12 protein-coding genes are annotated in these 12,725 nt (G+C 71.3%); 9 read left to right on the top strand and 3 right to left on the bottom strand.

Annotated elements, in window-relative coordinates; genetic code table 11:
* The first annotated feature begins 221 nt into the window (after positions 1–221).
* Both H7H31_RS11170 and H7H31_RS11165 read left to right on the top strand, forming a co-directional pair.
* On the top strand, positions 222–593 hold the full coding sequence (locus H7H31_RS11170; protein WP_187063485.1) for a YciI family protein: 372 nt from the start codon (positions 222–224) through the stop codon (positions 591–593).
* Positions 590–1,828: an RNA polymerase sigma factor gene (locus H7H31_RS11165; protein WP_187063484.1), complete on the top strand. Its 1,239-nt coding sequence runs from the start codon at positions 590–592 to the stop codon at positions 1,826–1,828. The genes H7H31_RS11170 and H7H31_RS11165 overlap by 4 nt, the downstream gene beginning before the upstream one ends.
* A gap of 100 nt (positions 1,829–1,928) precedes the next feature.
* On the opposite strand, the gene H7H31_RS11160 is transcribed toward H7H31_RS11165, so the two are convergent.
* The gene (locus H7H31_RS11160; RefSeq protein WP_187063483.1) at positions 1,929–2,387 is read right to left on the bottom strand and encodes a hypothetical protein; all 459 of its coding nucleotides are present in this window, start codon (positions 2,385–2,387) and stop codon (positions 1,929–1,931) included.
* A 258-nt stretch (positions 2,388–2,645) separates the two neighbouring features.
* Here H7H31_RS11160 and H7H31_RS11155 point away from each other — a divergent pair, with 258 nt between their 5' ends.
* Both H7H31_RS11155 and H7H31_RS11150 read left to right on the top strand, forming a co-directional pair.
* A complete protein-coding gene (locus H7H31_RS11155) occupies positions 2,646–3,050 on the top strand; it encodes a hypothetical protein (protein ID WP_187063482.1) in 405 nt (134 codons plus the stop codon).
* Between the two features lie 249 nt (positions 3,051–3,299).
* The gene (locus H7H31_RS11150) at positions 3,300–3,806 is read left to right on the top strand and encodes a carboxymuconolactone decarboxylase family protein (RefSeq protein WP_187063481.1); all 507 of its coding nucleotides are present in this window, start codon (positions 3,300–3,302) and stop codon (positions 3,804–3,806) included.
* Between the two features lie 260 nt (positions 3,807–4,066).
* Here the strand turns inward: H7H31_RS11150 and ispG are convergent, their stop codons facing one another.
* On the bottom strand, positions 4,067–5,224 hold the full coding sequence (gene ispG, locus H7H31_RS11145; protein WP_187063480.1) for a flavodoxin-dependent (E)-4-hydroxy-3-methylbut-2-enyl-diphosphate synthase: 1,158 nt from the start codon (positions 5,222–5,224) through the stop codon (positions 4,067–4,069).
* The gene (dxs, locus tag H7H31_RS11140) at positions 5,221–7,140 is read right to left on the bottom strand and encodes a 1-deoxy-D-xylulose-5-phosphate synthase (protein WP_187063479.1); all 1,920 of its coding nucleotides are present in this window, start codon (positions 7,138–7,140) and stop codon (positions 5,221–5,223) included. The genes ispG and dxs overlap by 4 nt, the downstream gene beginning before the upstream one ends.
* Positions 7,141–7,491: 351 nt before the next feature.
* On the opposite strand from dxs, the gene H7H31_RS11135 reads away from it, so the two are divergent.
* From H7H31_RS11135 to H7H31_RS11115, 5 genes are all read left to right on the top strand, one after another.
* Positions 7,492–8,445 carry a UbiA family prenyltransferase gene (locus tag H7H31_RS11135; RefSeq protein WP_187063478.1) on the top strand — a complete coding sequence of 318 codons (954 nt, stop codon included), beginning with the start codon at positions 7,492–7,494 and terminating at the stop codon, positions 8,443–8,445.
* Positions 8,446–8,715: 270 nt separating this feature from the next.
* A complete protein-coding gene (locus H7H31_RS11130; RefSeq protein WP_187063477.1) occupies positions 8,716–9,711 on the top strand; it encodes a 4-hydroxy-3-methylbut-2-enyl diphosphate reductase in 996 nt (331 codons plus the stop codon).
* 66 nt (positions 9,712–9,777) lie between these two features.
* On the top strand, positions 9,778–10,860 hold the full coding sequence (locus tag H7H31_RS11125; protein WP_232109791.1) for a polyprenyl synthetase family protein: 1,083 nt from the start codon (positions 9,778–9,780) through the stop codon (positions 10,858–10,860).
* Between the two features lie 132 nt (positions 10,861–10,992).
* Positions 10,993–11,559, top strand: a complete 567-nt coding sequence (locus H7H31_RS11120; protein WP_187059632.1) for a dienelactone hydrolase family protein — start codon at positions 10,993–10,995, stop codon at positions 11,557–11,559.
* A gap of 230 nt (positions 11,560–11,789) precedes the next feature.
* The gene (locus tag H7H31_RS11115) at positions 11,790–12,542 is read left to right on the top strand and encodes a GntR family transcriptional regulator (RefSeq protein WP_187059631.1); all 753 of its coding nucleotides are present in this window, start codon (positions 11,790–11,792) and stop codon (positions 12,540–12,542) included.
* The last annotated feature ends 183 nt before the right edge of the window (positions 12,543–12,725 follow it).

Raw genomic sequence — 12,725 nt, 5'->3', positions numbered from 1 at the left:
CGGTGGCAGACAAAGAGGCGATCCGGGTGTCAGCCGGGCCAGCCACTGTCACACGCGGCCAGCCGCCGGCCCCGCCCCGCCGACCACGGACCGACCCCGGCCGCGCCCCCATCGAAACGGCGTGCCAGATTTTCGGCGGCGGGTGTCAAGACGGGAGCGGTGGCTCCGACCAACCGGTCGAAGGGCCCCCGCCGGGGGTCGCGCACCACGAGGAGTACGCGATGCAGTTCGTGATCAGCATGTACATCAACCCGGCCGTGCTGGACGCGCTGACCGACGCGGAGAAGGCGGCGATCGGCGAGGGGCACGGGAAGTTCATCGAGGCGCTGAAGCGGTCCGGCGAGTTGATCACCACGCAGGCCCTCGTCGACCCGTCCCAGGCCGCCGTGGTGAGCGTGCGCGACGGCCAGCAGGTGGTCACCGACGGCCCGTTCCTGGAGGCCAAGGAGCACCTGGGCGGCTTCTACCTGATCGACTGCGAGGACAGGGACCGGGCCATCGAGCTGGCCGCCCAGATCCCGGACGCCGCGATCGACGGCCTGGGCATCGAGGTGCGACAGGTGATGTTCGCTGACGGACCATTGGAGGCATGACCACACTCGTCGTGGAGGACCTGCTGCGCGCGCTGACGCCGCGGGTCCTCACCACGTTGGTACGGCGGTACGGGCGGTTCGAGGACTGCGAGGACGCGGTGCAGGAGGCGGTCATCGCCGCCGCCGTGCAGTGGCCGACCGAGGGCGTGCCGGACAACCCGCGCGGCTGGCTGGTGACCGTCGCCTCCCGCCGGCTCATCGACCAGATACGCAGCGAGCACGCCCGCCGCGAACGGGAGGCAGCGCTGGCCACCGAGGCCGCGCCCGCCGAGCCGCCGGACACCGACGACACGCTGGTCCTGCTGTTCCTGTGCTGCCATCCGACGCTGACCCCCGCCTCCCAGACGGCGCTGACCCTGCGCGCGGTCGGCGGCCTGACCACCGCCGAGATCGCCCGCGCGTTCCTGGTGCCGGAGGCCACGATGGGGGCCCGGATCAGCCGGGCCAAGCAGCGGATCAGGGCGGCCGGCAGCTCGTTCGCCCTGCCGCGCGGCGCGGAGCTTCGGGAGCGGCTGCGGGTCGTCCTGCACGTGCTGTACCTGATCTTCAACGAGGGGTACACCGCCTCCTCCGGCAGCAGCCTCCACCGCCCCGACCTCGCGCACGAGGCGATCCGGCTGACCCGGATGGCGCACGCGCGGCTACCCGAGGACGGCGAGGTGACCGGGCTGCTCGCGCTGATGCTGCTGACCCACGCCCGCCGCGACGCCCGCACCACGGCGGTCGGCGACCTGGTGCCGCTTGACGAGCAGGACCGTACGGCGTGGGACTGCGCGCTGGTCGACGAGGGCACCGCACTGGTCAAGGCGGCGCTGGCCGGTCCGGCACTGGGCCCGTACGCGTTGCAGGCCGCCATCGCCGCCACGCACGCCGACGCGGCCACGGCCAAGGAGACCGACTGGGCGCAGGTGCACGCCCTCTACCTGATCCTGGAACGCGTCGCGCCCAACCCGATGGTCACCCTCAACCGGGCGATCGCGCTCGCCGAGACCGAGGGCCCGGCGGCCGGCCTGTCCCTGCTCGCCACCCTGGACGGCGACGACCGGATGGCCGGCCACCACCGACTGCTCTCCGTACGGGCCCACCTGCTGGAGCGGACCGGCGACACGGCCGGCGCGTACGCGCACTACCGGCGTGCCGCGAAGGCCACCGCCAGCCTCGCCGAACAGCGCTACCTGGAGCTTTGGGCCGGCCGGGTGAGGCCGCCGAGGGGGCATCGGGAGGAGGTGTCGTGAGGGGGCATCAGGTCGCGGGCGCGCCGTCGCGACGTGCCGGGCCGTTCAGGCCCGCCACCGGGCGACCTGCCGTGACCCGCCGCGTCCCGCCGCCCGGGCGTCACGTGTCCGCTCCCAGGTCCTCCCGCATCGCGTCCCGCAACGTCTTGATCGCGCGTATCAACTGGTGGAGCTCCGCCTGTAACTCCTCGCCCGTCGCGCCCTCCTGGATGCGGTCCCGCACGTCGCGCAGCTTGCGCAGCGCGTCGTCGGAGTGCTCCACGACGGGCGCGGTGGCGGTGAGGGCCATCTGGTAGCGCAGCTCGTACGCCCCGCCCTCAAGGAAGATCGCGGCGGCCTGGCGCGCCCGCTCGTCCGCGGCCAGGTCCGCGCGGCGGACCTCCTTGAGCCGGCCGCGCGTGCGCGTGAGGGCCGTCAGGTACTCGCCGTAGAGCTGGCGGCGGACGTCCTGCTTGCGTGTCGCCTCCTCCCGCTTCCAACGGAGGCGGTCCGCGACGAGCGTGGCGCTCACACCGATCGTCGCGCCGAGCGCCGTCCCCACGAGTGTCCCCCAGTCCACGGGGTCACCTTAGAACGGCTTCCGCCCGTTCGGGCCGCCCGTGCGACATGGGCTCGCTCACGCCCACGGCGGGCCCGCTCACGCCCACGGTCGGCCGTGCTCCCGCCTCCGACAGCGTCGCGTTAGCGACGCGTGAGCGCCCGGTGGCAGCCTCGGCGTGCAAGGGGGTCGGCCCTCGGAGGGGGTGGCCGGCCGATGCTCGCGTACGGGTGCACCTCCGGTGGTGCGCCGGCGCACCACCGGAGGAAGCAAGCAGGTATGAAGCTCAGGAGAACGAAGGCCGTACTCGTCACCGCCGCGGCCGTAGCCGGCCTGGCCATGACGGCGTCGCCGGCGCGGGCGGACGTGTGCAACGTGGGCGGAGGCCGCGTCATCTGTGAGTACGGCGTCAGCCAGTACACCTTCGGCAACGGCGTGAAGCAGGAGTTCGCGATCGGCACGGACTACGCCGTGTGGACGCGCTGGACCAACACGTCCGGCAAGTGGAACTCCTGGTCCTCCATGGGCGGGGCCGCCCGCAGCGGGGTCGAGATCTGCCGCCTGCCGCACGACACGTTCTTCATCTCGGTCACCGGCACCGACGGCAAGCTGTGGGAGCGCGTGCGCTACAGCTACCCGGCGGGTGACTGGTCCGGGTGGGAGCGCGGCTCGGGCTGCCACTGACCCGTACGCCGGCGCACGCCGGACGAAGCACCGCGAGGGCGCGCGCGGCCGGACCCCCGGCCGTGCGCGCCCTCGCGCTGTCACGCCCTGAGGGTCGCGGCGCCGATCACCGGTACCGGTACCGGTGAGGTGGTCAACACCTCGGTCTGGCGTGTCCGTCAGGAAATCCGCGCCAGGCTGTCACACGCGGCTGTCGCGATCCGTCAGGTCGGTGAAGGCAACAACAAGCCAGACCCGAAGGAGACGACGATGAACGCACGCTTGATCACGGCAGAGGTTCCGATGGCCCCGCGGATGAGCGAGGACCCCTCGGAGCTGGTCCCCGAGCTGGCGGAGGTGTCGGCGGCACTGTTCAAGGTCGTCGGCAACGGCTCGGTCCCGCGCTCCACGATCAGCCTGGTGCACCTCCGCGCGGGTCAGATCGTGGGCAGCAGCTATCTGACCGTTCTGCACACGGGTTTCCTGCGCAAGGCGGGGGTGTCGGAGGAGCGGATCACCTCGGTTGCGTCCTGGCAGGACTCGCCGTACTTCTCCGCCGCCGAGCGGGCCGCGCTGGCCCTCGTGGAGGCCGTGCTCCAGCCGGCCGCGGCGGGCGAGCGGGTCCCGGACGAGCTGTACGCGCAGGTGGCCGAGTACTACGAGCCCAAGGCGCTGGCCACCCTGATGTTCGCGATCGGCCAGGTCAGCTTCTTCAGCTCGATCGCGCTGGTCGCCAAGCCGGTCCCCGGCCGGTCCTTCACCGACCCCTGGAAGTGAGGCCACCCGGGCGGGGCCCGAGCCGGGGCCCGAGCCGGGCGCGGCTCGGGCCCTCCCCGGCCCCGCACGCTCCGTACGCGAGGCCATGGGCGTACGCGTACGCGCGGCCGTACGCGCCCACGACGCTGGCGCCCCGCCTCCCACCGCGTGGGCGCGCCGCCGCCCACCGCATGGGAGCGCCCCCGCGCACCGCGCGGGGCCGGCCCCGCACGCCGGAGGGCGGCCACGCCGCAGCGTGACCGCCCCTCCGCCCGGGGCGCTCAGCCCGCCACGCTGACCTGCGGTTCGCCGGAGGCGACGCCGGCGTTCTCCATCTCTTCGGCGATCTTCATGGCCTCGTCGATCAGGGTCTCCACGATCTTCGACTCCGGCACGGTCTTGATGACCTCACCCTTCACGAAGATCTGCCCCTTCCCATTACCCGAGGCCACACCCAGATCCGCCTCACGCGCCTCACCAGGCCCGTTCACCACACACCCCATCACCGCCACCCGCAACGGCACCTCCATCCCCTCAAGCCCAGCCGTCACCTCATCAGCCAGCTTGTACACATCCACCTGCGCCCGCCCACACGACGGACACGACACGATCTCCAACCGACGCGGCTTGAGGTTCAACGACTCCAGAATCTGGAGACCGACCTTGACCTCCTCCGCCGGCGGCGCCGACAACGACACCCGAATCGTGTCCCCGATCCCCTCCGCCAACAACGCACCAAACGCCACAGCCGACTTGATCGTCCCCTGGAACGCCGGACCCGCCTCCGTCACACCCAGATGCAACGGATAGTCACACCGCGCCGCCAACTGACGGTAGGCGTTGACCATCACCACCGGATCGTTGTGCTTCACCGAGATCTTGATGTCCCGAAACCCGTGCTCCTCGAACAACGAGCACTCCCACAACGCCGACTCCACCAACGCCTCCGGCGTGGCCTTGCCGTACTTCGCCAACAACCGCTTGTCCAACGACCCCGCGTTGACCCCGATCCGAATCGGCACCCCCGCATCCGAGGCCGCCTTCGCGATCTCCTTCACCTTGTCATCGAACTGCCGGATGTTCCCCGGATTCACCCGCACCGCCGCACACCCGGCATCGATCGCCGCGAACACGTACTTCGGCTGGAAGTGAATATCAGCGATCACCGGGATCTGCGACTTCTTCGCGATCGCCGGCAACGCCTCCGCGTCATCCTGCGACGGACACGCCACCCGCACGATCTGACAACCCGACGCCGTCAACTCCGCGATCTGCTGCAACGTCGCGTTCACATCCGCCGTCAACGTCGTCGTCATCGACTGCACGGACACCGGGGCATCACCCCCGACAGGCACCGAGCCCACCTGAATCTGGCGGCTCACCCTACGGTCAGCAAGCTTGGTCGGAACGGACGGCAGGCCAAGGGATACAGCGGTCATGAGACATCCTGAAGATGGTGGGCGCCGGCCGCGGCCAGCGATTCGTGGACTGTCTGGGCGATGTTGTCGGCGGTCAGGCCGGCCTCGTCCAGCAACTCGTTCCTACTGCCATGCTCGAAGAACTTCTGGGTCAGGGCGAACTCGCGTACCGGGGTCGTCACCCGGGCGTCGCGGAGGGCTTGGGTGATGGCGGAGCCGACGCCGCCGACGCGGCCGTTGTCCTCCACCGTGGCCACCAACTCGTGCTCGGCCGCCAACCCCACCAACGCCGAGTTCACCGGCTTCACCCACCTCGGGTCGACCACCGTCACCCCCACCCCACGCTCCGCCAACAACGCCGCCGCCTCCAACGACACCTGCGCCATCGCCCCCACCGACACCAACAACACCCGCGACACACCCCGCGCCCGCACCAGCACGTCCAACCCACCCACCGACGCCACCGGCTCGATGTCCGCACCCACCACACCCTTGGGATAACGCACCACCGTCGGCGCGTCCTCCACCTCCACCGCCTCCCGCAACAACGCCCGCAACCGCGCCCCATCCCTCGGCGCCGCCACCCGCAACCCCGGCACCACCTGCAGAATCGACATGTCCCACATGCCGTTGTGCGACGGCCCGTCGTTGCCGGTCGCGCCCGCGCGGTCCAGCGCGAACGTCACCCCACAGCCATGCAGGGCGACATCCATCAGCACCTGGTCGAAGGCCCGGTTGAGGAACGTCGCGTACACCGCCACCACCGGGTGCACGCCGCCAAGCGCCAACCCCGCCGCCGACGTCACCGCGTGCTGCTCCGCGATGCCGACGTCGAAGACCCGCTTCGGGTACGCCTTGGCGAACGCCTCCAACCCCACCGGTTGCAGCATCGCCGCCGTGATGCCGACGATGTCCTCCCGCTCACCGCCGAGCCTGACCATCTCGTCCGAGAACACCGACGTCCACGACGGACCGGACGGCTTCTTCTTGGCGGAGACCGCGCCGATGGCGTGGAACTGGTCCAGCTCGTGCTGTTCGGCCGGGGCGTGGCCCTTGCCCTTCTGGGTGATGCAGTGCACGATCACCGGCCCGCCGAAGGTGCGGGCCCGGCGCAGCGCCGACTCGACCTGCGCGGTGTCGTGGCCGTCGACCGGGCCGACGTACTTGAGGCCGAGGTCCTCGAAGAGGCCCTGCGGGGCGACGACGTCCTTCAGGCCCTTCTTGGCGCCGTGCAGGGTGTCGAGCAGCGGGCCGCCGATGACGGGCGTGCCGCGCAGCCGGTCCTTGCCCCACTCCAGGAAGCGCTCGTAACCCTGGGTGGTGCGCAGCGTCGTCAGGTGCTCGGCGAGGCCGCCACGGGTGGGCGCGTAGGAGCGGCCGTTGTCGTTGACGACGATGACCAGCGGCAGGTCCTTGGTGGCGGAGATGTTGTTGAGCGCCTCCCAGGCCATGCCGCCGGTGAGCGCCCCGTCCCCGATGATCGCGACCACGTGCCGGTCGGTCAGCCCGCGCAGTTGGTGCGCCTTGGCGAAGCCGTCCGCGTAGGAGAGGGCGGTCGAGGCGTGGGAGTTCTCGATGATGTCGTGGTCGGACTCCTCCTGCGAGGGGTAGCCGGAGAGGCCGCCACGGCTGCGCAGTCGCTCGAAGTCCTTGCGTCCGGTGAGCAGTTTGTGCACGTACGCCTGGTGGCCGGTGTCCCAGAGCAGCCGGTCGCGGGGCGAGTCGAAGACCCGGTGCAGGGCGATGGTCAGCTCGACCACGCCCAGGTTGGGCCCGAGGTGGCCGCCGGTCTTGGACACGGCCTCCACCAGGAACTTCCTGATCTCGCTGGCCAGGGCGGGCAGCTCGTGCGCGGCGAGGCCGCGGACGTCCGCGGGGCCGCTGATCCGGTCGAGGAGCGGCGTGCCGCTTGCCCCGGTCTGCGAGCGAGAACTCAAAATGCACCTCCATTACTGGCGCGTGGGCGACGCTGCCCGCGCGAAATTCCGTGGAACGGCGACCACGGTCAGGGAGTTCGTCGAGGCTGAGGAGGAGAGGGTACGGTGAGACCCTGGTGCGGCGCCCACGCTACGGCCGGCGGGGGACGTATGCGTATGGCAATTGATTGCCTGTGGCGCCACTCAGCGCGCACTGAATTGCTATGGCCAGCAGGTTCCTGTACTTCCTAGCGTGACAATCCCTTGGAATCTGGACGAGCGGCCGTGGCCGCGACGGAACCCAGAAGGTGCGCGCGCCGCCAGGTCGGCCATGGGAGAGCCCCCGCATCTTCGAACGGGGGGACACTTCTGATGGCGGTAGACACCACTAATCCGGTACGGCGGAGCGGGCGTTTTAACGCCTACGTCAAACTGGGTAAGTTCGCTTTTTTCGACTATGACCTGTGCGTGCTGATCGTCTGGTGCGCGCTGCCGGGCCCGCTGCTGTGGGAGGCGTCGACGGGGGCGACCCTGCTGTTCTTCCTCATAGGCCAGGTGGCGATCTTCGCCGCGACGGTCACCTTCGACGACCTGACCGGGCTGCGCGACGGCAGCGACGCCGAGAACTACACGCCCGAGACCGGGCAACTCCGTGACCTGGCCCGCAAGCCCCTGCTGTCCGGCGCCCTCACGGTGCGCCAGGCCCAGGTCTTCGGCTGGGGCGCGGTCGTGGTGGGCGCCGCCTGCTGGGCCGCCGCGGCGGCGGTCGCGCCGCACAAGCCCGGATGGCTCCTGGTGCTGCTGCTGGTGGTCGCCGCCAGCGCGGTGCAGTACTCGTACGGCCTCAAGCTCAGCTACCGCGGCGGCCAGGAGGTGCTGATGATCGGCACCACCGGCATGGTGGTGCTGATGCCCTACGCGCTGCTGACCGGTGAGGTCACCGGGTTGATCGGGTGGGAGACCATCCTGTTCGGCGCGTGGGCGCTCCAGGTCGCCGCGTACTCGAACATGAACGACCTGGAGGGGGACCGCAAGGTCGGCCGGGTCAACGTGGCCACCATGACCAGCGCCGCCGGCTACCACGTCTTCCTCGTCGCGGTCGCCTCGATCGGTCTGGTCTCCACGGTCGTCGCCGTCGCCGTGGACGCGGTGCCCGTGTGGTTCCTGCTGCTGCTCGCGCCGGTCTTCGTGCTGCGCGGGGCGCAGTTGCGCGCCGGCGTGGTGCGCGGCAACCCGCTGGCTGCCCGCATGCTGGGCATCCAGATCCACCGCCTGGGCGCGGTGCTGCTATGTGTAGGCAATCTGCTGTACGTCCACGCGAGCTGAACCGCGCGGCGCGCGGCGGAGCGCCCGCGCCGTCGGCGCGCGGGCCGGGCCCAGGGCGGGGCCGGCCCACGCGCCGACACATCCCGCCATGGGGGTGCCGGTGGCCGTGCGACGGGCGGTCATAAAGGCCGCCTGACCTGCGCGGCAATTGTTCGTGACAGGAGTCTGCTATATCGCTCACACACGTCGGAGACCAAGAATTGAGAGCGTCAGGCTTTTCCAGTCGTGCGCTACCCGTTCGATGTCCTCGATGCCTGCAGGGAGCAGTCGATGCCTTCGGTAAGTGACACCACGCTCACATCCCCGCAGCAGCGGCGGAAGCGAATCATCATGGCCGAGCCGCGAGGATTCTGCGCCGGCGTGGAACGTGCGATCGGCATGGTGGAGAAGGCCCTGGAACTGTATGGGGCCCCCGTTTACGTACGTAAGCAGATCGTGCACAACCAGCATGTCGTGAGTGAACTCGAGAAGCAGGGCGCGATTTTCGTCGATTCCGAAGACGAGGTTCCGGAAGGCTCGATCTGCGTGTTTTCCGCGCACGGCGTGTCGCCGGCGGTCCGCGGAAACGCGGTCGACCGTGAACTCAAGGTGATCGACGCGACCTGCCCGCTGGTGTCCAAGGTCCACCAGGCGGCCATCCGCTCGTCGGGCGCCGGCAACAAGATCCTGCTGATCGGCCACGCCAACCACGAGGAGGTCGAGGGCACGGTCGGCGAGGCGCCCGAGGACACGATCGTGGTGGAGACCGTGGAGGACGCGCGGCGCCTGGAGTTCGAGCCCGGCACCAACCTGTCCTACCTCACCCAGACCACGCTCTCGCTGGACGAGACCAAGGACATCATCGACGAGCTGACCCGCCGCTTCCCCGACATCAAGGGCCCCGGCAGCGACGACATCTGCTACGCGAGCCAGAACCGGCAGAACGCGGTCAAGGACATCGCGGCCCAGTCCGACCTGGTCCTCGTCGTCGGCTCCGACAACTCCAGCAACTCGGTGCGCATGGTCGAGGTCGCCATCCGCCAGGGCACCCGGTCCTACCTGGTCAACGACGTCTCCAAGCTGGACGAGCGGTGGCTTGAGGGCGTGGAGTCCGTGGGTGTCACCGCCGGGGCCAGCGCCCCCGAGGTGCTGGTGCAGGAACTGGTGACACGGCTGACGGAGTTGGGCTACGGGGACATCGGCAGCGTGACCACGACCACCGAGGACGTGGTGTTCTCGATCCCCGGCAGCCTGTTCGCGCACGCCGGCACCAGGCCCGCGCGGTAGGACGCCGCCTGGTCGCCGTACCGCCCGACGAACCCGCCCCGTTCGCCCCGTTAGCAGGGAGACGCCGTGACCGGAACCGTGTCGAAGACCCCCGTGGCCACGGCCGAGGACCCGACCGCAGCCCGCGCCGAACTGGGTCGGCTGCTGGGCGGGGTGCAGGGCCGGCTGGAGGACCTGCTCGCCGCCGAGCGCCGCGAGTGGCACGCCGCCAACCCCGACTCGGTCGCCCTGGTGGACGTCATCGCCGAGGTGGTCTTCAGCGGCGGCAAGCGGCTGCGGCCCGCCTTCTGCGCGGCCGGCTACCTGGCCGCCGGTGGCGACCCGGCCGCGCCCGAGGTCGTGGACGTGGCCGCGGCCCTGGAGGCGCTGCACACCTTCGCGCTGCTGCACGACGACGTGATGGACGCGTCCGAGCTGCGCCGCAACAAGCCCACCGCGCACGTGGCCCACGCCGAACTGCACCGGCGCGAGGGCTGGCGCGGCGAGCCTCGGCGCTACGGCGAGGGCGTCGCCGTGCTCGCCGGCGACCTGGCCCTGACGTACGCCAACCGGCTCGCGGCCGGGGCGCCGCCACGGGTGCGCGGCGTGTGGGGCGAGCTGTGCACGGAGCTGATGGCGGGGCAGTACCTGGACATCAGGGCAGCGGCCCGGTTCAGCCCCGACCCCGAACTGGCCCGCCACATCGCCCTGTTCAAGTCCGGCCGGTACACCATCTCGCGGCCCCTGTCCCTCGGCGGGCTGCTCGCCGGCGGCAGCGAGGAGACGCTGGCCGCGTTCGAGGAGTACGGCCTCGCGGTCGGCGAGGCGTTCCAGTTCCGCGACGACCTGCTGGACGCCTTCGGCGACACCGACGCCACCGGAAAGCCCAGCCAACTCGACTTCCGCCAGCACAAGATGACGCTGCTGATGTCCTTCGCGCTGCGCGACGAGCCCGCGGTCAGCGACCTGGTCGGCGACGACCTGGCCGGCACCGACGCGGACGAGCTGTACGCGACGCTGGTCGCGACGGGCATCCGGGACCGGGTCGAGGCCGTCATCGAGGAACGCGTCAAGGTGGCCTGCGAGGCGGTACGGGCCGCGGACATCAGCCCGGAGTGGGCGGCGGAACTGTCCACCATGGCCCACCAGGCCGCCTACCGCGACCACTGAGGTCGCCGCGCCACCGAGATCGCCGCGCCACCGAGATCGCTGAGGTCGCTTGGGCCCGACCCCCGGCTCCAACCCCCCGGCTTCGGCCCCCGGGCCCCGTCCCCAGCCTCCGATCGCGGAGCATGATGTCCCATGGCCACCATCGCGCTGTTCCACTCCGTCCTCGGTCTACGCCCCGTCGAACTCGGCGCCGCCGAGCGGCTTCGCCGGGCCGGGCACGAGGTCGTCGCGCCGGACCTGTTCGCCGGCGCGGTGGCCACCACCCTCGACGAGGGGTTCGGACTGCTCGACCGGGTCGGCTGGGACACCGTGGTCGAGCGGGCGCGGCGGGCCCTGGTGGGACTGCCGGAGGAGACGGTGCTGGCCGGCGTGTCCATGGGCACCGGCGTCGTCGGCGACCTCTGGCCCGAGCGCCCCGCCACGGCGGGCGTGCTGCTCCTTCACGCCGCCGCCGAACTGCCCGCCGCCGCCCGCCCCGGGCTGCGGGCGCAGTTGCACGCCGCGGACCCGGACGCGTTCGCGCCGCCGGAGCGCGTGACGGCCCTGCGCCACGCGGCGCACGCGGCCGGCGTCGCGCTGGAGGTCTTCCGCTACCCGGGCGCCGGCCACTTCTACACCGACCCCGACCTCCCCGACCACGACCCCGAGGCGGCCGAGCTGACCTGGCGCCGGGTACTGGACTTCCTCGCGTCGCTGTAGCGGGCGGCGAACGGGGAGGGCGGCAGGGCGATGAGCAGCCGGGCCGAGCCGCGCGCACGGAGGGCGCTCCGAGCCCGTAACTAGCGGAAACGCGCGGGAATAGTCCATTCCTGACCAGCAATGCATCACATCGGGTGATTCGCAGCCCAAAGGTTGCCCGTGTTCTCGCACGGTTGCCAAGCTGATGCGGTCCGTTAACCCGCTGGGACCTGTTGAAACTGGGAGGGGCCGTGGCCTTTGGCGAGCAGCCCGCTTATCTCCGCGTGGCCGGTGAGCTCCGGCAGAAGATCGTCACCGGTGATCTGCCGCCGCGCACCCGCCTGCCCTCGCAGGCCCGCATCCGCGAGGAGTACGGGGTCTCCGACACGGTCGCCCTGGAGGCGCGCAAGGTGCTGATGGCCGAGGGCCTGGTCGAGGGCCGCTCCGGCTCCGGCACGTACGTGCGCGAGCGCCCCGTGCCACGCCGCCTGATCCGCACCGGGTACCGCACGGTCGCCGACTGCACGACCTTCCGCCAGGAGCAGGCCGACGAGACGGTGCCCGGCACCTGGGACGCGAGCAGCATGCAGGAGGAGGCCACCTCGGACATCGCCGCCCGGCTGCTCATCGAGCCCGGCGAGCGCGTGATGCGCACGCGCTACGTGTTCCGCGCCTTCAACGAGCCCGCCATGCTCTCCACGTCCTGGGAGCCGCTGTCCATCACGGGCCGCACGCCGGTGCTGCTGCCCGAGGAGGGCCCGTTGGCCGGGCGCGGCGTGGTGGACCGGATGGCGGCCATCGACCTGGTGGTGGACAACGTCGTGGAGGAGGTCTCGGCGCGCCCCGGCCTCGCCGAGGAGACGCACGCCCTCGGCGGCGTCCCCGGCCACGCGGTTCTGGTCATCTCGCGTACGTACTACGCGGGGGGCCGGCCCGTCGAGACCGCCGACGTGGTGACCTCCGCCGACCGCTACCGCGTCGCCTACCACCTGCCGGTCCGCTGACCGGCCCCCGCCCCGACACCCACCGCCCCCGCGCCCCGGCACCGCCCACCACCGGCCCACCCCGCCGGCCCGGCCCCGGCCCCGCTCGCTATCGCATCGGATGTGCCGATGTGTGCCGGCTGGTCCGGGGCCGTTCGCCGCGCCCGCGCGCCCGTGACGCGGGCGCGCGGTGGCCGGATGCGT

Origin of the sequence: Streptomyces buecherae (assembly GCF_014295035.1) — a bacterium.
GTDB classification, from domain to species: Bacteria; Actinomycetota; Actinomycetes; order Streptomycetales; family Streptomycetaceae; genus Streptomyces; species Streptomyces youssoufiensis.
The sequence above is the reverse complement of the archived record's forward strand: the minus strand, read 5'-3'. Positions and strand labels throughout refer to the sequence as shown.